The 21593-nt window shown below is 40.6% G+C and carries 19 protein-coding genes; 16 read left to right on the top strand and 3 right to left on the bottom strand.

The annotated features are described in order from the left end of the window. The first annotated feature begins 185 nt into the window (after nucleotides 1-185). The 10 genes from rpoE (at nucleotide 186) to pdxJ (ending at nucleotide 8751) form a co-directional block, all read left to right on the top strand. A complete protein-coding gene (gene rpoE / locus PTRA_RS03675) occupies nucleotides 186-767 on the top strand; it encodes an RNA polymerase sigma factor RpoE (RefSeq protein ID WP_011327422.1) in 582 nt (193 codons plus the stop codon). A 1-nt stretch (nucleotide 768) separates the two neighbouring features. Continuing rightward, nucleotides 769-1386 (top strand): sigma-E factor negative regulatory protein, encoded by a 618-nt coding sequence (locus PTRA_RS03680; protein ID WP_058372736.1) that lies wholly within the window; start codon nucleotides 769-771, stop codon nucleotides 1384-1386. A gap of 4 nt (nucleotides 1387-1390) precedes the next feature. Then, nucleotides 1391-2344 carry a MucB/RseB C-terminal domain-containing protein gene (locus PTRA_RS03685; protein WP_058372737.1) on the top strand — a complete coding sequence of 318 codons (954 nt, stop codon included), beginning with the start codon at nucleotides 1391-1393 and terminating at the stop codon, nucleotides 2342-2344. A gap of 20 nt (nucleotides 2345-2364) precedes the next feature. Beyond that, nucleotides 2365-2814: a SoxR reducing system RseC family protein gene (locus tag PTRA_RS03690; RefSeq protein ID WP_058372738.1), complete on the top strand. Its 450-nt coding sequence runs from the start codon at nucleotides 2365-2367 to the stop codon at nucleotides 2812-2814. A 123-nt stretch (nucleotides 2815-2937) separates the two neighbouring features. Then, nucleotides 2938-4728, top strand: coding sequence for a translation elongation factor 4 (gene lepA, locus PTRA_RS03695; RefSeq protein WP_058372739.1), 1791 nt, complete (start codon nucleotides 2938-2940; stop codon nucleotides 4726-4728). 16 nt (nucleotides 4729-4744) lie between these two features. Beyond that, nucleotides 4745-5680 (top strand): signal peptidase I, encoded by a 936-nt coding sequence (gene lepB, locus PTRA_RS03700; protein ID WP_058372740.1) that lies wholly within the window; start codon nucleotides 4745-4747, stop codon nucleotides 5678-5680. A 2-nt stretch (nucleotides 5681-5682) separates the two neighbouring features. Continuing rightward, entirely contained in the window at nucleotides 5683-6360 is a 678-nt protein-coding gene (gene rnc / locus PTRA_RS03705; RefSeq protein WP_041454353.1) for a ribonuclease III, read from the top strand. Further along, nucleotides 6350-7282 carry a GTPase Era gene (gene era, locus PTRA_RS03710; protein WP_058372741.1) on the top strand — a complete coding sequence of 311 codons (933 nt, stop codon included), beginning with the start codon at nucleotides 6350-6352 and terminating at the stop codon, nucleotides 7280-7282. Before rnc ends, era begins: the two co-directional genes overlap by 11 nt. 22 nt (nucleotides 7283-7304) lie before the next feature. Beyond that, complete coding sequence (gene recO / locus PTRA_RS03715) at nucleotides 7305-7997, top strand: DNA repair protein RecO (protein ID WP_058372742.1); 693 nt, start codon at nucleotides 7305-7307, stop codon at nucleotides 7995-7997. Between the two features lie 22 nt (nucleotides 7998-8019). Further along, a complete protein-coding gene (gene pdxJ / locus PTRA_RS03720; protein ID WP_011327431.1) occupies nucleotides 8020-8751 on the top strand; it encodes a pyridoxine 5'-phosphate synthase in 732 nt (243 codons plus the stop codon). Nucleotides 8752-8895: 144 nt separating this feature from the next. On the opposite strand, the gene PTRA_RS03725 is transcribed toward pdxJ, so the two are convergent. Together PTRA_RS03725 and barA are read right to left on the bottom strand one after the other, a co-directional pair. Beyond that, complete coding sequence (locus tag PTRA_RS03725; protein ID WP_058372743.1) at nucleotides 8896-9264, bottom strand: VOC family protein; 369 nt, start codon at nucleotides 9262-9264, stop codon at nucleotides 8896-8898. A 62-nt stretch (nucleotides 9265-9326) separates the two neighbouring features. After that, nucleotides 9327-12083 (bottom strand): two-component sensor histidine kinase BarA, encoded by a 2757-nt coding sequence (gene barA / locus PTRA_RS03730; RefSeq protein WP_058372744.1) that lies wholly within the window; start codon nucleotides 12081-12083, stop codon nucleotides 9327-9329. A gap of 102 nt (nucleotides 12084-12185) precedes the next feature. Between barA and rlmD the strand changes: the two genes are divergently transcribed. The 5 genes from rlmD (at nucleotide 12186) to eno (ending at nucleotide 19679) form a co-directional block, all read left to right on the top strand. Continuing rightward, complete coding sequence (gene rlmD / locus PTRA_RS03735) at nucleotides 12186-13511, top strand: 23S rRNA (uracil(1939)-C(5))-methyltransferase RlmD (RefSeq protein WP_058372745.1); 1326 nt, start codon at nucleotides 12186-12188, stop codon at nucleotides 13509-13511. A gap of 8 nt (nucleotides 13512-13519) precedes the next feature. After that, the gene (relA, locus tag PTRA_RS03740) at nucleotides 13520-15676 is read left to right on the top strand and encodes a GTP diphosphokinase (RefSeq protein WP_058372746.1); all 2157 of its coding nucleotides are present in this window, start codon (nucleotides 13520-13522) and stop codon (nucleotides 15674-15676) included. Between the two features lie 2 nt (nucleotides 15677-15678). Then, nucleotides 15679-16476, top strand: coding sequence for a nucleoside triphosphate pyrophosphohydrolase (mazG, locus tag PTRA_RS03745; protein WP_058372747.1), 798 nt, complete (start codon nucleotides 15679-15681; stop codon nucleotides 16474-16476). A gap of 160 nt (nucleotides 16477-16636) precedes the next feature. Beyond that, nucleotides 16637-18271 carry a CTP synthase gene (locus PTRA_RS03750; RefSeq protein WP_058372748.1) on the top strand — a complete coding sequence of 545 codons (1635 nt, stop codon included), beginning with the start codon at nucleotides 16637-16639 and terminating at the stop codon, nucleotides 18269-18271. Nucleotides 18272-18380: 109 nt separating this feature from the next. Then, entirely contained in the window at nucleotides 18381-19679 is a 1299-nt protein-coding gene (eno, locus tag PTRA_RS03755) for a phosphopyruvate hydratase (protein ID WP_058372749.1), read from the top strand. Between the two features lie 285 nt (nucleotides 19680-19964). Here the strand turns inward: eno and mutH are convergent, their stop codons facing one another. After that, nucleotides 19965-20636 carry a DNA mismatch repair endonuclease MutH gene (gene mutH / locus PTRA_RS03760; protein WP_011327439.1) on the bottom strand — a complete coding sequence of 224 codons (672 nt, stop codon included), beginning with the start codon at nucleotides 20634-20636 and terminating at the stop codon, nucleotides 19965-19967. 426 nt (nucleotides 20637-21062) lie between these two features. Here mutH and rppH point away from each other — a divergent pair, with 426 nt between their 5' ends. Continuing rightward, nucleotides 21063-21581 (top strand): RNA pyrophosphohydrolase, encoded by a 519-nt coding sequence (gene rppH / locus PTRA_RS03765; RefSeq protein WP_008111786.1) that lies wholly within the window; start codon nucleotides 21063-21065, stop codon nucleotides 21579-21581. Nucleotides 21582-21593 lie beyond the last annotated feature (12 nt).

Genomic DNA, 21593 nt, shown 5'->3' on the forward strand with positions numbered 1-21593 from the left:
TAGTTGTATCATATTTGCCATCATACCAAGTAGTAATTTTGGCTCTAACTACGGTTATTTACGACTATTTAATAAAAAAACAATATAAAGCAGAACTTTTTATTCATGTAAGAGTCAGAGTATCTGTGAACAATGGCGACACTATGAATGATAAGCAAAAATTAGACACAGGAGTACCGGCTCGAATGAGCGAGCAGGATCAAGATTTAGCGCTAGTAAAAAGGGTTCAGCAAGGAGATAAAAACGCCTTCAACCTATTAGTAAAGAAGTATCAAAACAAAATTGCCGGTTTGATCTCACGTTATGTGTCAAATCAAGGTGATATTGCAGATGTAGCACAAGAAGCGTTTATAAAAGCTTATCGTGCGCTTCCTAACTTTAGGGGCGATAGTGCCTTTTATACTTGGTTGTACCGTATTGCAGTAAATTGTGCTAAAAATTATTTAGTAGCTCAGGGGCGTAAACCGCCTGCAAGTGATATAGACGCACAAGATGCCGAATTTTATGACTGCGCGGACTCAATGCGTTCTAACGCATCTCCTGAAAATTTACTGCTGAGCGAAGAAGTACGCGCTGTTATTTTTAATACGATTGATAGTTTGCCTGAAGATCTTAAAACCGCAATCACCCTTAGAGAAATTGAAGGGATGAGCTATGAAGAAATAGCCGTGGTAATGGATTGCCCAGTCGGGACGGTACGTTCGCGTATATTTCGTGCCCGTGAAGCAATTGATAACAAATTAAACCCATTAATAGGCGAGTCTTAGTATGATAAAAGCACACGTTAACAGGTTAGATGACGAATCGTTATCTGCATTACTTGACGGCGAGCAACAACTAGCAGATGCGAAAATTGCAGAGCAAGACGTTGCTACCTTTGGCCGTTATGCGTTAATTGGTGATGCAATGCGAGCTCAAAAAGATCACAGCGATATTCATATTGATATTAGCAAGCGTGTTGCGTTAGCACTCGAAAGCGAACCAGTATATGCAGACTTCAGTCAGTCTAAAGCGCAATCTGCGCCGCAAAGTGATACTATAAACGACAATAAAGTTGTGGTATTTAATTGGCGCAAGCCAGTGGCACAACTTGCGATTGCAGCAAGTGTTGCTATGTTTGCAATTGTAGGCGTAAATATGTTGCCACAGGGCGATGGCGCGCAACAAAGCGAAATTCCATTACTGCAAACAACGCCTTTTACAGGTATTGCATCACCAGTGAGTTATTCATCGGAGCCCGCGCTTAAAAATGCAGAAAATGGTTTGCGTGAATTGCAGCAGCAACGTATTGGCGCACTTGTTTTAGAGCATCAACGCCAAGCTCGTGTTGCCCATTCATTAGAGGCTGCGCAAACGGATGCAAAAAAAACAGAGGAAAAAAACTAATTAAATGAAAGTAATTACTTTTATTCTGTCGCTGGCAATCAGCTTTAATACTTTTGCCAGCGACACCAATCCTGCCAAAGATTTACTGCTTAAAATGGCAAATGCCGTTCATACCCGTAACTTTGACGCCTCGTTTGTGGTTGTTAAAGGCAAAACCATGGAACCCTACCGTTGGGTACATGCAAAACAAGGTGACATTGAGATAGAGCATTTAAGTTTACTCAATGGCGCGGGCCTAGAAATGGTGCGCGTTGACAACCAAGTAACTTATTTTGAGCCGCAATCAGAGCCTTATTCACTTACAACCGATTCAATTGCTGGGCCAATTCCAGAAGTACTGTTTAAAAACGTTGAGCGTTTAAGTAACCATTATGACTTTGTACTTGGTGGAAAAGGACGTATATCAGGAAGAGCAGCTCAGTTAGTGCGTATAGAATCTAAAGATGAAGACAAATATAACTACTGGATTTGGCTTGATATGGAATCGTCTTTATTGCTAAAAGCGGCCTACGTTAATCATCAAGGCGAAGCTTTAGAACAACTGCAACTTACCCACATAAGTGTTACAGAGCAGCCGGCGAGTATGTTGCTGGAAATACTTAATCGTAATTTTCCAACCCCGTTACCAAATAACTCACTCGAAACATTGAGCAGTAATACGGCAAAAACGTGGAAAATAGACTGGTTGCCAGCAGGCTTTGAATTATTAAAATCAGACCGCCATAAATTAGATTTAAATAATGAATTAACCGACTACTATTTATTTTCAGATGGCTTTGTAGAAGTATCGGTATTTATACAAAGACCTTTGCCGGGTAAGCGCTTAAGTGGCTCACTCACTTCTGGGGCAACTACAGTTTATGTGCACAACGGCGGCAATTTTGACGTTTCGGTAGTGGGAAATATTCCTAGTTTAGCCGCCAAAAAAATTGCAGAGTCGGTGATCCGTGCATTATAAACGATTTATAAAGAGTTGTTATGATTGAACAAACCTTAAAAGTTGTGGCCCTTAGTGGCCACATTGCACATTTAGAGGCACAACAAAAACAAGCATGCGAAGGCTGTAATGGCCGTTGTGGATCGCAGGTATTTAGTAAGTTATTTGGCAGTGCTAAAAAAACCTTTCCCTACAAATTTGACACGCCCGTAGTGGTGGGCCAAAAAATCACCTTGTCGCTCGATGATAGCCACGTTGTTAAACACGCATTTACCGTCTATATGCTGCCGCTATTTTTAAGCTTAGCCTTTGCGTTAGTCGCTGCTGAATTACTGTTAGTTACCGAGGGATGGCAAATTTTAGCCGCTGCTTTGGGTGGTGGTATTGGCTTTTTAATGGCTAAAATGTGGGTTAAATCATTCAGGCATGATATCAAAGTGATAAAAATTCATCCAATTAGCCTTCCTTTAACTCAAATAGATGGTGATTGATGCCAATTAAATGTAAAATTGCCCGCTTACGCCACAACAACTTGAAAATATAAAAACAAATATTTTCAAGTTGTTTAGGTATATCTACTTAGTCCATTAAAAATAGAGTTTAGAATCCAGTTTATGAAGCATATCCGTAATTTTTCGATCATCGCCCACATTGACCATGGTAAATCGACCCTTTCAGATCGTTTGATCCAAGTTTGTGGTGGTTTAACCGACCGCGAAATGCAAAAACAGGTTTTGGATTCAATGGATATTGAGCGCGAACGTGGTATTACCATTAAAGCGCAAAGTGTAACCTTGAATTATAAAGCCAACGACGGCGAAACCTACCAGCTTAACTTTATCGACACCCCAGGGCATGTTGATTTTACTTATGAAGTATCACGCTCATTGGCAGCATGTGAAGGTGCGTTACTCGTTGTAGATGCTGGCCAAGGTGTTGAAGCACAAACACTGGCAAACTGTTACACCGCCCTAGAAATGAACTTAGAAGTAATACCCGTACTTAATAAAATTGATTTACCACAAGCCGATCCGCTTCGCGTGGCTGAAGAAATCGAAGATATTATTGGTATTGATGCCCTAGATGCAGTGCAATGTAGCGCTAAAACTGGCGTTGGTATTGCCGAAGTACTTGAAATGATAGTTAAAGATGTACCACCACCGGTTGGCGATAAAGATGCGCCTCTTCAAGCACTTATAATTGACTCATGGTTTGACCCATACCAAGGTGTTGTATCACTAGTACGTATTAAGCACGGTGAACTACGCACCGGCGACAAAATTAAAATCATGTCGAACGATCATGTGCACACAGCCGATCAGGTGGGTGTATTTACACCAAAGCAAACTAACACAGGTATTTTAAGAACTGGTGAAGTAGGCTTTGTAATTGCTGGAATTAAAGAAATACATGGTGCGCCAGTGGGCGATACCATTACTCATCAAAAAAATGCGGCACCGTTGCGTTTACCTGGTTTTCAAAAAATTAAACCACAAGTGTATGCGGGTATGTTCCCAATTGCTTCTGATGAATATGAATCGTTTCGTGATGCGCTTAACAAATTAAGCTTAAACGATGCGTCGTTATTTTTCGAACCAGAGAACTCAACTGCACTTGGTTTTGGTTTTCGTTGTGGCTTTTTAGGCATGCTGCACATGGAAATTATTCAAGAGCGGTTAGAACGTGAATACGATATTGATTTAATCACCACAGCACCAACCGTAATTTACGAAATAGTGACTAAAAAAGACGGTACATTCCAAATTGATAACCCGTCTGACTTACCTGCGGTAAACGATATTTTAGAAATTCGCGAGCCGATTGTTGAAGCCAATATTTTAGTGCCTCAAGAGTACTTAGGTAATGTTATTACTTTGTGTGTTGATAAACGTGGCATGCAAACAAAAATGACTTACCACGGTAAGCAAGTTGCAATCACGTATGAGCTACCAATGGCCGAAGTGGTAATGGACTTTTTCGATAAATTAAAGTCTACAAGTCGTGGTTTTGCTTCACTTGATTACACCTTTAAGCATTTTCAAACATCAGACATGGTACGTGTTGATATTTTAATCAACTCTGAGCGTGTTGATGCACTAGCTATTATTGTACATCGTGATATTGCTCAATCTCGTGGTCGTCAGCTTGCTGATGCGCTAAAAGAGCTAATTCCACGTCAAATGTTTGATATTGCGATTCAGGCAGCTATTGGCGGACATGTTATTGCCCGTACTACGATAAAACAGATGCGTAAAAACGTAATTGCTAAGTGTTACGGTGGTGACGTGAGTCGTAAGAAAAAGCTACTTAAAAAGCAAAAAGATGGTAAAAAACGTATGAAACAAGTAGGTAACGTTGAAGTGCCTCAAGAAGCGTTTTTAGCTATTTTAAAAGTTGGTAAATAAAAACAAAGGATTTTAAATGGCTGGCTATTTTTCAGTTTTATTGGTGCTATTAACCTTAGGCTCAGGTTTAATATGGTTAATAGACCACTTAATGTTTGCGCCAAAACGAAACGCGCATTTGGCTATGGCAGAGGCTTCTGCAGGTGGTAAATTAGATGAAGAAACTGCCGCATTAATTGCACCAGAGCCTATGCTTACAGAAACAGCAAAGTCGATTTTTCCGATGATTGCTGCTATCACTATATTTAGATCGTTTATGTTTGAACCGTTTCAAATACCTTCTGGTTCAATGATGCCTACTTTATTAGTAGGAGATTTTATTTTAGTGCAAAAGTATTCGTACGGGATTAAAGATCCAGTATGGCGCAGTCAATTAGTTGATGTAGGTGAGCCTGAGCGTGGTGATATTATTGTTTTTAAATATCCGCTAGACGAAAAGGTCGATTTTATTAAACGCACAATAGGCTTGCCTGGCGATAAAATAGTTTATCGTGATAAGCGTTTATATATTCAACCAAATTGTAAAGCAGGTGAAACCCAGCAGGGTGAGCTGCTTTGTAATGAATTTAATAAAATTGATTTTAAATTAATAAATGATGACGAATTTAAGCAAGGCTCAATGGCATTAGCGCGTTTAAATGAAAACTTAACTACGCTAAGTCATGATATTTTAATTAACCCTCAGGCGCCTGAACGTAAAGGGCGTTATTATCAGCAACCGGGTACACCTACCGATGAATGGGTTGTTCCTGCTGATCATTATTTTATGATGGGTGATAATCGCGATAACAGCCAAGATAGTCGCTTTTGGGGTTTTGTGCCAAAAGAAAACTTGGTGGGTAAAGCTGTCTTTATATGGATGAGTTTTGAATTTGATAATGGCCCAGATGACATTTTACCAGGATGGGTTCCAACTGGTGTTCGTTTTGAACGCCTAGGTAATATTCAATAGCAATGAAAAAAAATGTAACAGAACTATACAAAACAATAGACTACATATTTGCAGATCAAGGCTTGCTTGAGCAAGCAATGACGCATCGTAGTCATAAAGGTCAGCATAACGAGCGTCTAGAATTTTTAGGTGATTCAATTTTAAGCTTTGTGATTGCAAATGCGCTGTATGCTAAATTTCCTAAAGCGCGTGAAGGCGACTTAAGCCGTATGCGCTCTACCTTAGTGCGTGGTCAAACATTGGCTGAGTTTGGCTTAGAGTTTGGCTTAGGAGATTATTTACGCTTAGGTCCAGGCGAGCTAAAAAGCGGCGGCTTTCGTCGTGAGTCAACACTTGCCGATGCCGTAGAGGCGATTATTGGCGCTGTGTTTTTAGATTCGGATATTGAACGCTGTGGCGAATTAATTTTATCTTGGTATGAAGAGCGTTTAAATGCTATTTCACCAGGGCTTAATCAAAAAGATCCTAAGACCCTGCTGCAAGAGCATTTGCAAGCTCGTAAACTATCGTTACCGGGCTATACAGTTGTTGATACAAAAGGCCAGGCACACAATCAAACATTCACGGTTGAATGTATTGTTGATGGCATGGATAGCATTATTTCTGTTGGTAGCTCGCGTCGTAAAGCCGAACAAAAAGCTGCTGAAAAAGCATTGAAGATACTTAAAAATGAACCTTGATACCTTAATACAACCACACGATGGCGATATAGATACGTTTTGCGGCATGGTCGCAATAGTAGGGCGCCCTAACGTAGGTAAATCTACTTTACTTAATAAAATTATTGAGCAAAAGGTTAGTATTACCTCACGTAAGCCACAAACCACACGCCACCGTATTATGGGTATTCATACCGAAGGTAAGCATCAAGCTGTTTACGTTGATACACCAGGCCTACACGTTGAAGAAAAACGTGCTATTAACCGCTTAATGAACCGTGCAGCATCAAGTTCAATTGGTGATGTAGAGCTTATTATATTTGTGGTTGAAGGCACTCACTGGAATGCCGATGACGACATGGTACTTAACAAAGTATCGCAAAGTGGTAAGCCGGTATTATTGGTGATCAATAAAATAGACTTAGTAAAAGATCGCGACCTAGTGCTGCCTCATATGAAGTGGTTAGGCGACAAGTTTGACTTTATTGGTATTATGCCAGTATCGGCTGAGCAAGGTAAAAATATTGACTTGATCAAAGCAGAAGTAACTAAACGCCTTCAGCCAAGTGAATTTTACTTTCCAGAAGACTACGTAACTGACCGTTCAATGCGCTTTATGGCAGCAGAAACCATTCGTGAAAAGTTAATGCGCTTTATGGGCGAAGAGCTTCCGTATTCTGTTACTGTTGAAATAGAGCAGTTTAAATGGCAAGAAAACGGTATTTGGCATATCAATGGTTTAATACTGGTTGAGCGCGAAACTCAAAAGCGCATGGTAATTGGTAATAAAGGCGAAAAGCTAAAAACCATTGGTCGCGAAGCACGAAAAGATCTTGAAGAAATGCTTGATAACAAAGTGTTTTTAGAGCTTTGGGTTAAAGTTAAATCGGGTTGGGCTGACGACGAGCGCGCACTAAGAAGCCTAGGTTATGGTGAAGACTAATAATCTGCTAGCAGCTTAAATTATGGATAGCGACTTCTACAGAGCGTATTTATTACATCGGCGTCCTTATAGTGACTCCCAAGTAATGCTTGATATGCTAGTAGAAGGCGTTGGCCAACTTAGAATGCTAGCCCGTATTAGTGGCCGCCAGGCCACTAAACATAAAGCGCAATTACAACCTTTCCAAGCCTTGTTGGTACATTACAACGGCAAGTACGATTTAAAATACATCAACAAATTTGAACTGCACGGAACGCCACTTTTTTTAAAAGGTGATGAGCTTTATTGTGGCTTTTATTTAAATGAATTAACTAATCGAATTGTGCCAATTAATGAACCGATTGATCAGGTTTTTCAGCTTTATAATACGCACTTAAAAAACCTTAATAGCGGCGCTAATTTACAAGCCGTGCTACGTTCTTACGAATTTCAACTATTAGAACTACTAGGTTATGGCGTCGACTTTAGTTTTGACGCCAGCGGTGAACCCATAGATGAAAAGCGAACGTATAGCTATTTTGCAGAAGTTGGCTTTTTAGTACAAGACGATCCGCGTTCTGGATTTAGCGGTATACAACTTAATGCCATAGCAAATCATGACTTTAGCCAAGCAGATGTGCTATATATGGCAAAACAATTAAGCCGCTACTTATTAAAGCCATTGCTTGGTAATAAACCATTAAAAAGTCGTGAGTTATTTGCGGCCTCTCAATAAACGTAATTTTACAGGTAAAATAATGAAAGATATTCTTTTGGGTGTAAACGTTGATCATATTGCAACACTTCGCCAAGCACGTGGCACTAGCTACCCTGATCCAGCACATGCAGCAAGTGTAGCTGAGCATGCAGGAGCCGACGGCATCACTATTCATTTACGTGAAGATCGCCGTCATATTCAAGACCGTGACGTGTATGTAATGGCTAAAACCATTCAAACACGAATGAACCTTGAAACAGCCGTAACCGATGAAATGATCAATATTGCACTTGAGGTAAAACCTGAATACGTATGCTTAGTGCCAGAAAAGCGCGAAGAGCTAACCACTGAAGGCGGGCTAGATGTGGCGGGTAATCTTGAAAAAATTACCGCAGCAACAAAAACCTTGAGCGACGCGGGTATTAAAGTCTCGTTATTTATAGATGCCGATAAAGCGCAGCTAGATGCAGCTAAAGCAACGGGCGCTCCGTATGTTGAAATTCATACCGGTGCTTACGCTGATGCCACAACCGATGAGGCAATAAGCAAAGAGCTTGAACATATTCGCCAAGGTGTTAAATATGCAGCCAGTATTGGCTTAATTGTCAATGCGGGCCATGGTTTGCATTACCATAATGTAAAACCAATTGCCGCAATGGAAGAGATTTATGAGCTTAATATTGGTCACGCTATTATTGCGCGTGCCGCTATTGATGGGCTAGATAAAGCCGTACGCGATATGAAACGCTTAATGCTTGAAGCGCGTGCCTAAGGCATCGCTCTCACTGTTTAAATAAGCTACTTGAAGCTTCCTTGCCACTTAGTACTATTAGGTGCATGAAGCTTCGGGTTTTGAGTCCCGCTGTTATGTAAGTTACCAATTAGCTTGGGTGAGTATCATTAAAGCCAGTAAAAGTTAAGAATACACTGCTAAAATAGCGCCACTTGGATCGCGAATTATAAAATAGCTTTCGCCACCATATTCAGTTGGCCCCTTAATAATTTCACCTCCTAACTCCAGCGTTTTTTGTGCGCTAAGTTGAGCGTTTTCTACGCGAACATACATTAACCACTGCGCTGGTAAATCGGCGTTATCGCCCTTTGCATGGCAAATGCCTGCTATTGTCCCTTGTGCGTTATTCATATTAAAATCATTGTAACTGCCCATATCTACAGGCTCTTTTTGCCAACCAACAACGTGTGTATAAAAGTCGCTAATTTGCTGTGCATCAGCCACAGTAAGATCGCGCCACTCAATACTACCAATTACTTTGTTATTGCTCATAAAGTCTCTTCCTATTTATTGTACTGATGGCGCAATAGCTATCGTTTTATAGTTTTGAGCCTTTAATTTTTAGCATCAAGTAGTAAGTTTTCTAGCTCGTCTTGTAGTTCAAATAACTCAGGTTCAATAGTGGCTAATACGCAGTTACTTTTTAACGCGGTTTCGATTGTTTCGGCCAGCGACTTTAATTTAGGAACGCCAGTGTAGCAACACGCCCCATGTAACTTATGAATAATGCTCAGTACTTGTTTGCAGTCTTCATCGGCAATAGCTTGCGCTAATAAGCTAAGTGTTTCGGGCACGCTGAGAAGTAACATATTGAGCATTTCTAATGCCAGTTCACTTTTACCGCCTGCATGTTGCAGTGCTATGCCCCAATCAAGGCGCACACTCTTAAAGGGGGGCGGGCTTTGTGGCATATTTTTTAGTTTATCGCGGCTAACCGGTAGTTGTGGGCTATGATCGCAAATAATTTGATTAAGCATATCCTCATCAATCGGTTTAGTTAAATAGCCTTCAAAACCGTCTTTTAATAGCTGCTCTTTTTCGCTGTGAAGCGCATGTGCGGTTACGGCAATGATGGGCGTATCTTCGTTTAGCGACGATTCTTTAATTAGCTTACAGGCAGTAATACCATCCATAATTGGCATTTGTATGTCCATAAATATTACGTCGTACTTGTGGCTTTTACTCAAACTGTAAGCTTGCGAGCCATTGTGTGCTGTGTCTATTAGCTCAACCTGCTCATTAAGTAAGGTATAAATTAATTTTAAGTTAGCGTCATTATCGTCAACTACTAATACTTTTAACGGTAAGAGTGTTTGCTCATTTTGTTCAATATTGTGCACGGGGTGATCTAATCGATACGGCGCGGCAAGTAGTTCACACAATTTACGATGGTTAAGTGGTTTACTTAAGCAGGCATCAGCGCCGCTGCCAATAAAGGCTTCACGCATACTATGCGATACAGTGTTAAGCATTAAATATAAATAGTCGGTTGATTCACGCACCGCTTTTACATGGCTTTTTAGGCGTTGCATATCGTTAACCGAGGCCATATCACCAATGATACAAATATCATATTGCTGTTCTTTATTGGCGATTGCAGCTAAAAATTCCGCGTCGCTAAAGCAGCCGGTCACACTTATTTGCCATTCGTTAAGCAAAGATAAAACAGCATGATGGGTGTGCTCGTGTGGCTCTAAATATAAAACATGCTTACCGAGCAAAGATTTAGTTGGCAAGTCACTGGCAAACACATGATTAGGTAATCTAAATACGCCATTAAAGGTAAAGCAGGTGCCATTACCAGGGGCTGAGTTAAGTGTAATTTTACCACTCATGGCCTCTACAATATGCTTGGTAATAATAAGTCCCAAGCCAGTGCCACCAAATTTACGGGTAATACTAGAATCAGCCTGGCCAAAGGCGGTAAATAATGCATCTTGTTTATCAACAGGAATACCTACGCCGGTATCGGCCACTGAAACTAAAACCGAGGTGCGCTCTTCATCGAGTAGTCTATGGCTAATATCGACTTTTATAGCGCCTTTTTCGGTAAACTTAATGGCGTTACTTAATAAATTAATTAAAACTTGTTTTAATCGCGTAGGGTCGCCGGTTAGGTGATCGGGCACTTGCGGGCTAATATAAATAGACAGCTCAAGTTGCTTGTCATGGGCGCTTGGGGCTAACAGCGTCATTACTTCGTTAACGGTATCGCGCAACTGAAACTGAATAGACTCAAGTTCCATAGCGCCCGCTTCTAATTTTGAAAAATCTAATATATCGCTAATAATGGTCATTAAACTATTAGCCGACAGTTCAATGGTATCTAAGTAATCTTTTTGGTTTTTATTTAATGGCGTTTTATGCAGCTGACGCGTAAAACCAATCACGCCATTTAAAGGGGTGCGTAGCTCATGACTCATTTTTGCCAAAAAGTCAGATTTAACCCGGTTGGCATCTTGGGCTTCTTTTTTTGCCATAGTGAGCTGAATATTTTGCGTTTCGTACTGCTCTAGAGTTTCGCGGTAATCACTGGTGGCTTGATCAATGTTTTTTTGCATTTCATCTTTTTGCATCACCATAGAGTAAGAAATAGTATTTAACCCTTCGCGGAGCAACTCAAACTCACCAACCATAGATTCGTTTAAACCAGTTTCTCTTTTACCTTCCACGAGCCTATCGGTTGCCAATACTAATTTATTAAGAGGACTCATAAACATATGGCTAAGTTTAAGTGCTAAAATAGCGGCCAGTACTAGGGCTAGTATAATAACAATACCACTGACCAGTAAGGCTCTTTGCTGGCCAATAACTGCTTGATCTTTATTTAACTGTAATACCACAGTTCCTAGTGAGGTTTGAAATATCGATTTATCCCATTTTGTATCAGGACTTGTGTGATTAATAATGGGTGTAAAAAAGGTAATTAAATCATCTGTTTTATGAACTTGAGTGGCATTAAGGTTATTTAGTTGCTCGTTGTTGAGCAAGTCATCAAACAAGCGATGATAGTTACTGGTTATTATGAGCTTATTATTGTCGTCAAATAATGCAATCGCTTTTACTACCGGGGAGTGCTTATTGTGGGTATAGCTAATAACACGATTTAGTAGCTGTTTGTTTTTTTCAAGTAATGGTTGCTCAAGCGCAATAGCAAGGGGCTCTGAAATAGTAGTCCCTTGTTGATATAAAATTTCATCAAGCTCAATGTAACGATTTATTGTAAAATAACCACCGAGTAACAATCCAATGATCACCGTGGGGATCAGAGTGAGTGTTAAAACAGAATCGCGTAAGCCTAATTTAGTCATATTGGGAGCGTTATTATTGTTATCAGCATGCTCAGAGTATATACGGATAATGAGGTATTCTGCAATTGGAGTCGATTCATCAAATGTTTAAGGTAATGCCTAATGGCGCAAATATTTAAAGCAACAAAAAAACCGCTAAAACAACAGTCTTTAGTGCTCGATATCACCGCCATGGATCACCATGGCCGCGGCATAGCGAAACATAATAATAAAGTGTGCTTTGTAAGTAATGCTTTGCCAAACGAGCAAGTAAAAGCCACCATTGTTGCCGACAAAGCGCGTTACAGCGAAGCGCAAACACATAAAGTATTACAGGCGAGTGAATATCGCGTAGCGCCGTTTTGTGAGCATTATAATCAATGTGGTGGGTGTCAGTTGCAGCATTTAGATAGCGGCCAACAGGTAGTCGAAAAGCAAATAGCGGTGAGCAAATTATTTGAAAAATTTGCCAAGCTAGATGAATTAAACTGGCAAGCCCCCTTATTAAGTAAAGCCACTCATTACAGACGAAGTGCTCGTTTAGCGGTAATGTTTGATAAAACAGCAAAAAAAATGCGTGTAGGCTATAGAGCAAGTGGCTCTAAAAGTATTATTAGTATTAATGAATGCCCAGTACTAAGTGAAGTATTTGCAAATGTATTTACTGTATTTGATAACTTAATTAATCAACACAAGGCACTGCATTGTGTATCTCACTTGCAATTGTGCCAAGGCGATGAGCAAAACTTTGTTATTATTCGCCACACAAAACCTATTCCAGAGAGTATAAAAGCACTGGTATCGCAAAGCGCCGCTGAGCAACAATGGCAGCTAGTGTGGCAAAGCGAAAGTGAAGTGATTGAACACTCACATTTAGCCATGCCATTTTATGCACTTGAAGAGTTAGGGTTAAAGTTTGAGTTTGGCTTAAATAACTTTATCCAAGTTAATGCTAGCGTTAATCAAGCAATGCTTAAACAAGCCCAAAATTGGCTGGCACTAAAAGGCGACGAAAACGTATTAGATTTATTTTGTGGTATTGGTAACTTTTCATTAGTGCTGGCAAAACAAGCAAAAACAGTAATTGGTGTAGAAGGGGTTGCTTCAGCGGTTGCAATGGCAACGCAAAATGCGCACACTAACTTAATCGCTAATGCTCAATTTAATTGCTTTGATTTAACAAATAAAATTGAAACGGCTTCGTGGTTTAATAAAAATTTAGATGTACTGGTGCTAGACCCCTCACGTACTGGGGCAATAACCGTATTAGAACAACTTCCTTTAAAGCAGTTTAAAACTATTTTATACGTCTCATGCGACCCTGTTACTTTAGCCCGTGACAGCGCTATTATTTCGCAAGCAGGCTTTGAACTGCATAAAATTGGGCTAATGAATATGTTTCCGCACACCGGGCATATTGAAACTATGGCGTTATTTCAACGGAGGTAAAGCGCATTATGGTAGCTACACGTCAATCACATCAACAGGATGAAACCGGGGACTTTGCTAGTCGCTTAAAGTTGCTTGCTCTGTCGGCAGAAAAAGTAGAGTTGCTTAATAAAGCACAGGCACTTTGTTTAGCGTGCGACAATACCACCCGACAAAGCACAGCCATTGAAATGGTCGAAATTTTAGCCGAGCTTAATCTTGATGCAGACTCATTAGCTACTGCTTATTTAACGCCGTATTTTATAAATAACTTAGTCACCCTTGAAACCGTTGAAGAGCAGCTAGGTAGCAGTATTGCGGTATTGTTAAGCGGGGTCGCGCAAATGGCTACTATTAGCACTTTGGCGCATCAAGGTAAAGGCACGGTACAGGTTGATAATATTCGCCGTATGTTACTTGCTATGGTAGAGGATGTGCGCGCGGTTGTTATTAAGTTAGCAGAGCAAGTATGTCATTTACGCAATGTAAAAAATGCCGCAGAAGAAGACCGCGTTATTGCCGCCAAAGAAACCGCCGACATTTTTGCTCCACTGGCAAACCGCTTAGGTATAGGGCAATTAAAGTGGGAGCTTGAAGACTTATCGTTTAGGTATTTGCACCCCAATATTTATAAAAACATTGCCAAACAGCTTGATGACAAACGCCTAGCGCGTGAAGCCTACATGGAAGACATGGTAGCGCAAGTTAAAAGCCGTTTAAGTGAGGCGGGCATAGAAGCTGAGGTTTACGGGCGGCCAAAACATATTTACAGCATTTATAAAAAAATGGCGCAAAAAAACTACGAGTTTGATCAACTGTTTGATATTCGCGCAATGCGTATTGTGGTACAGCGCCTGCAAGATTGTTACGGCGCGCTGGGCATAGTGCACACTAACTGGCGTCATTTGCATAAAGAGTTTGACGACTACGTGGCCACGCCTAAGCAAAATGGCTATCAGTCTATTCATACCGTGGTATTTGGCCCCGAAGGCAAAACGGTTGAGATTCAAATTCGCACCAGCGATATGCACCAAGATGCCGAGCTAGGTGTTGCTGCGCATTGGATGTATAAAGAAGGCGCATTGCCAGGGCGAGGCTCAGGTTATGAGCAAAAAATTAGCTGGCTGCGTAAATTATTACAATGGCAAGAAGAAGTGGTTGATGGCAGCGACCTAGCACAAGAGCTTAAAAACCAAGTGGTAGAAGACCGCGTATACGTATTTACCCCGCGCGGCGATATTTTTGACTTACCACTGGGAGCAACACCATTAGATTTTGCTTATTATATTCACTCTAATGTGGGGCATCGTTGTATTGGCGCTAAAGTATTTGGCAAAATTGTGCCATTTACCCATCAGTTAAGCACCGGCGATCAGGTAGAAATTCTTACCCAAAAACAGCCAAACCCCAGCCGCGACTGGTTAAACCCATCATTAGGCTATATAAAGTCATCGCGTGCTAGAGCCAAAATACACCATTGGTTTAAACAGCTCGATCGCGACAAGAATCTTAGTGCTGGTAAAGAAATACTCGATAACGAACTGCAAAAACTCGATTTAAATTATAGAGACTTAGCACCCGCTATTAAGCGTTTTAACTTTAAAGAGCTCGACGATTTAATGGTCGCCATTGGCGCAGGCGATATTCGCCTTAATCAAATGCTTAACTTTGTTACCGATCGCCCCGAAGACGAGCCGGTAATACGCTTTAAAACCCCAACAAAAGTAACCGGCGATAATAACGGTATTGTGGTTGACGGCGTAGGCAGCTTAATGAGTCATGTTGCTAAATGTTGTCGTCCGGTTCCGGGGGATGAAATTATTGGCTATATAACGCAAGGGCGCGGTATTGGTGTACATCGTGATGATTGCGACTCGTTTAATAATTTAAAAACTCAGCACCCAGAGCGAGTTATTTCAGTAAGCTGGTCAGACGATATTCATAACTCCTATGCGCTAAGTATTAGAATAGAAGCCAGCGACCGCTCAGGTTTAATTCGCGACATAAGTGTAGTGTTAGCCAACGAAAAAGTGAATGTGCTAAATATGAATGTAAATACCGTTGATGATAATCAAATTGCTATATTTACCATGCAAATAGAGGTACACGATCTGTCGGGTACTAATAGAGTGCTTTCTAAGTTACACCAAATTGAAGGTGTACACAGTGCAAAGCGAGGGCAATAAATATGACAGATAACGCAGCGCTTGCGCAACTACTAAATATAATGAAAACGCTAAGAGATCCTGAGATTGGTTGCCCCTGGGATCGTAAGCAAACCTTTAGCTCAATAGTGCCACACACTATTGAGGAAGCGTTTGAAGTGGCAGATTGCATTGAATCGGGCAATTTAGGTGAGCTTAAAAATGAACTTGGCGATTTACTCTTTCAAATTGTGTTTTATGCTCAACTTGCTAATGAGCAAAAGTTATTTGATTTTAACGATATAGTGGCACAATTAAACGCTAAACTTACGCGCCGTCATCCTCATGTGTTCGACCAGCAAACAGCGCTAAGTGATGATGAGCTTGCTACGCAGTGGCAAGCAATTAAGGCACAAGAGCGCAGCGCCAAAAGCGCAGATGCTACGCCTTCGCTGTGGCAAGATATTCCCGTTAATATGCCAAGCTTAAGTAAAGCTAAAAAAATTCAGCAGCGGGTGGCAGCGCTTGGTTTTGATTGGCCAAGTTACCATGGTGCATTGGATAAAGTGAGCGAAGAGGTAGACGAAGTAAAAGAAGCACTCGCTCACAATCCGTATTCAGATCACAGCGCAGAAGAGCTGGGCGATTTACTGTTTGCTACAGTAAACGTTGCGCGCCATATAAAGCGCGACCCAGAGCAATTACTGCGCAGCGCCAGCGACAAGTTTTCAACCCGCTTTGAAAAAGTACAAGCTTATTTAAATGCCCAAGGTAAATGTTTAGAGTCGGCCACGCTTGATGAGATGGATGCAGCATGGGATGAGATCAAAAAAGTCAAATAGTGTGTAGTAAAATTATGGCTGTTTTTTGTGCTTACAATTTCTAATTTTAGCTGGATTGATTGGCTATGCTTTGGTACAATTTCTCCCCGTCCTGTTTATATTCCAAAATCACTTGTTTGGGTATTATATTCCTTTTAATTCCTGATATTCTAGGGTTCGCATGAGTACAAAATTTATCTTCGTTACCGGCGGGGTTGTTTCTTCGTTGGGTAAAGGTATTGCAGCAGCATCATTGGCAGCTATTTTAGAGGCCCGTGGCTTAAATGTTACTATCTTAAAGCTGGATCCTTACATCAACGTTGATCCAGGCACAATGAGCCCAATTCAACATGGTGAAGTATACGTTACAGAAGACGGCGCAGAGACCGATCTAGATTTAGGTCACTATGAGCGCTTTATTCGCACCAAAATGACAAGTCGCAATAATTTTACACAAGGTCGTGTATACAAAGATGTATTACATCGTGAGCGACGTGGCGAGTACCTTGGAGCAACAATTCAGGTAATTCCACATATTACCAACGATATTAAGCAACGTGTTTATTCTGGCGCTGAAGGCTATGATATAGCACTTGTTGAAATTGGCGGTACAGTGGGTGACATAGAGTCACAACCATTTTTAGAAGCAATTCGTCAAATGGGCACAGAAATAGGCCGTGAGCGCGCGTTATTTATTCACTTAACGCTAGTACCATTTTTAGGCCCTGCAGGCGAAGTGAAAACTAAGCCAACGCAGCACTCGGTTAAAGAACTACGTTCAATTGGTATTCAACCTGATATTCTTATTTGTCGTTCAGACCGCAAACTACCAAGTAACGAACGTGCAAAAATTGCATTGTTTACCAACGTAGAAGAAAAAGCGGTTATATCACTACCAGATGTAGACAGTATTTATAAAATTCCTGCGCTATTAAAGTCGCAAGATTTAGATTACTTTGTATGTCGTCGTTTTCATTTAGATGTCCCTGAAGCTGACCTTGTTGAATGGGAACAAGTACTTTATCAAGAGTCTAACCCTACAGGTGAAGTAACTATTGGTATGGTAGGTAAATACATTGAATTACCAGATGCGTATAAATCTGTAAACGAAGCATTAAAACATGCCGGTCTGAAAAACCGTTTAACGGTAAATATTCAGTACATCGACTCACAAGATTTAGAAACCAAAGGCGTTGATTCGTTAGCTCATCTAGATGCTATTTTAGTGCCTGGTGGTTTTGGTAGTCGTGGCGTTGAAGGTAAAATATTAGCGGCTAAATACGCGCGTGAAAACAAAGTGCCTTACTTAGGTATTTGTTTAGGTATGCAAGTGGCGTTAATTGAATATGCTCGTAACGTAGCGGGTCTTACTGATGCAAACTCAACTGAGTTTAACGCGCAATCTGCAAGCCCTGTAGTTGGCTTAATTACCGAATGGCTAGATGCTGAAGGTAAAGTAGAGCAGCGTGATGAAAAATCAGACTTAGGTGGCACTATGCGTTTAGGCGCACAAAAATGTCATTTAACACCGGGTTCTAAAGTGCATGCAGTATACGGTAGCGATGAAATAGTAGAACGTCATCGTCATCGTTACGAAGTTAATAATAACTTTGTAGAGCAACTAGAAAAAGCTGGTTTAAGCTTTACTGGTTTATCGGAAGATAAAAAACTAGTAGAAATTATTGAAAATAAAGATCACCCTTGGTTTATTGCAGCGCAATTCCACCCGGAATTCACTTCAACACCACGCGATGGTCACCCGCTGTTTGAAGGGTTTGTAGCTGCGGCTCACATCCACCAAAAAGCGTCTTCGTAATATTAATAGGCCGTGCATATTGCACGGCTTATTTGTTTTAAATGCCAACCAAATTAGTTTAAATTAAGTTGGCAGTAATTCACCATTTTGGGAATATAGAGGAATCAAGATGTCAGTAATCGTAAAAGTAATTGGTCGCGAAATTATGGATTCGCGTGGTAACCCAACTGTTGAAGCTGATGTACATTTAGCTGATGGTTCATGGGGCCGTGCTGCGGCGCCGTCTGGCGCATCTACAGGGACTCGCGAAGCATTAGAATTACGCGATGGTGATAAATCTCGTTATTTAGGTAAAGGCGTATTAAAAGCAGTTGGTTTTATTAATAATGAAATCGCAACCGCTTTAGCAGGCCAAAATGCACTTGAGCAAAGCACTGTTGATCAAGTAATGCTAGATTTAGATGGTACCGAAAATAAAGAAAAATTAGGTGCTAACGCAATCTTAGCAGTATCGCTAGCAACGGCTAAAGCTGCTGCACAATCTAAAAAAGTTGAGCTTTATGAGCATATTGCTGATTTAAACGGTACACCGGGTGTTTACTCTATGCCATTACCAATGATGAACATTATCAATGGTGGCGAACATGCAGATAACTCTGTAGATATTCAAGAGTTTATGATCCAACCAATTGGCGCTAAAAACTTCCGTGAAGCTCTTCGCATGGGCGCAGAAATATTTCACAGCCTAGCTAAAGTATTAAAAGCAGACGGTCACTCAACAGCGGTAGGTGACGAAGGTGGTTTTGCACCAAACCTTGCATCTAACGAAGCAGCACTAGCGGCAATTAAAGTAGCTGTTGCAAATGCAGGCTACGAGCTAGGTAAAGACATTACATTAGCGCTTGATTGTGCTGCCTCTGAGTTTTACGACAAAGAAGCAAATATTTACAATCTTAAAGGTGAAGGCAAAAAGTTCACTTCTGAAGAATTTAACTTCTTCTTACAAGACTTAACTCAGCAGTACCCAATCGTGTCTATCGAAGATGGCCTTGATGAGTCTGACTGGGATGGCTTTGCACACCAAACTAAACTAATGGGTGATAAAATCCAATTAGTGGGTGACGATTTGTTTGTAACCAACACTAAGATTTTAAAACGTGGTATCGACAACGGTATTGCTAACTCAATCTTAATTAAGTTTAACCAAATTGGTTCTTTAACTGAGACGTTAGCTGCAATCAAAATGGCTAAAGATGCTGGTTTCACAGTTGTTATTTCTCATCGCTCAGGCGAAACAGAAGATTCAACCATTGCAGATTTAGCAGTAGGTACAGCCGCAGGTCAAATTAAAACAGGTTCATTAAGCCGCTCTGATCGTGTTGCTAAGTACAACCAATTGCTTCGTATTGAAGAGCAATTAGGCGCTAAAGCACCGTACAACGGTTTAAAAGAAGTTAAAGGTCAGTAATTCTTTAATTAGAATATGATGTTAAGCTTATAAATCCTCACTTTGGTGGGGATTTTTTTTGCCTGAATAAAAATAGGGAAAGGCAGCTGAAGCAGCTGATAAAGATAGTTGTAGGCGCAGAGCTTGCTCGCGCGCGCACGAAGTGCGAAAAGTTATTTACCACAGAGTTTAAGCGTTTTTAGAGTTGTAATTAAAATTTAAAAATCAAACGAAATAACTAAGCTCGGTAGTGAAATAGTGGTTACTTAGTTTATTCGCAGATCATTAGCTAATCGCTTTAGAAAATTAAAGTTGAAACTGCTGTTTTAAAATTTCGCCAGTAAAGCTGGTTTTTAAATAAAAGCCACGGGGCAGGGTTTTAATAATTTTACCATTAGGGCCAATAGCATCGGTTACTATTTTACTGTGCGCGGCTTTAGGGCGAATTTGAATTGCGTCACCTAAATGCCCCGATATTTCATCAATACGCCCTAGGGCAATAAGCTCCATTTGTTCTTCCCAATCGCGTTGCAGTAAGGCGTCTTGCTCAGGCGTAGGTTGCCATAAAAAGCCGCTGCCTATGGTTCTATCAAACGGGGCTATGTCGCGCTCACTTAGTATAGGCAACCAAAGTACATGGTTAAGTTTTTTACGTACGCTGCTTGCGTGCCAGGTCATGCCAGTAACGTTAATGAGTGGGGTTACCGACACAAAGGTGGTTTCTAGCGGCTTGCCTTTATAAGAAATTGGCAGTGTTTTTAGTTCTATGCCTAAATCTTCAAAATCGGGCAGTGGTTTTGAGCCAGCAGTTGCGCCTAATACATATTCAATTAATTGCCCCGTCCAGCCTTTTTCACGGAGTAAATCATCAGGCGTTTTAAAGTTATATTCATTGGCTAATTGGCCAAGGGTAAGCCCGGCAATATTATTAACACGCTGCATTAAGTCATTAATTGAATGTGGTTTTATAGGTCGCATACTGTTTATTTAAGTTGAATAAATACCATCGCCATGATAGCAAATCAGTTCAGCCGTGGATATCTTTGCCTTTGGGTGTTTTTTGTGCACCTTGGGGTTGGTGCAATTTTGCACACATTAATAAACAGTTAAATAAATATAACTCCATGAATTATAATGTAATTTAAAAATAAACTGTTCAGTTTTTATTAAGTGACACTAAGGTTGTTTGAATGAGTACACATATATAAACATGTTTATCCACAGAATCTGTGGAGAAAGCCAGTTTTTCGATCTTACATTGTGGATTTGTTTGCTAAATGAGCGTGTTTTACAAAAGTTATGCACAAGCTGTGAGTAACCACAGTAAATATTCCAATATTGTTTGCCGTAAAGCAGGTAATGTGGAACAATCATTAAAAATCGACTTACAAATGAGGCACTAAGGTGATTGATGCCGAAGGTTTTCGTGCCAATGTCGGAATTGTAATTTGCAATAACCAAGGACAAGTGTTTTGGGCTAGACGTTATGGTCAACATTCTTGGCAATTTCCTCAAGGCGGTGTTGACGATGGTGAAACGCCAGAGCAAACCATGTACCGCGAATTACACGAAGAAGTAGGCTTGCGACCAGAAGATGTAGAGATAGTTGCAAGTTCTAAACATTGGTTACGCTATAAGTTACCCAAACGATTAATACGCCGAGACTCAAGTCCGGTATGTATTGGGCAAAAACAAAAATGGTTTTTACTAAAACTACGCTGTAAAGATGAGGATGTAAATTTACTTAAAACCCACCATCCTGAATTTGATGATTGGCGCTGGGTAAGTTATTGGTATCCGGTAAGGCAGGTGGTGTCGTTTAAACGCGATGTTTATCGGCGTGTAATGAAAGAGTTTGCTCCTTTTGCTATGCCTTTTAACAAACGCGAACAGCAAAAAGATCATTGGCGAAATAAAAGGTAGTAAATTAAAGGA

Source organism: Pseudoalteromonas translucida KMM 520 (assembly GCF_001465295.1).
GTDB lineage: Bacteria > Pseudomonadota > Gammaproteobacteria > Enterobacterales > Alteromonadaceae > Pseudoalteromonas > Pseudoalteromonas translucida.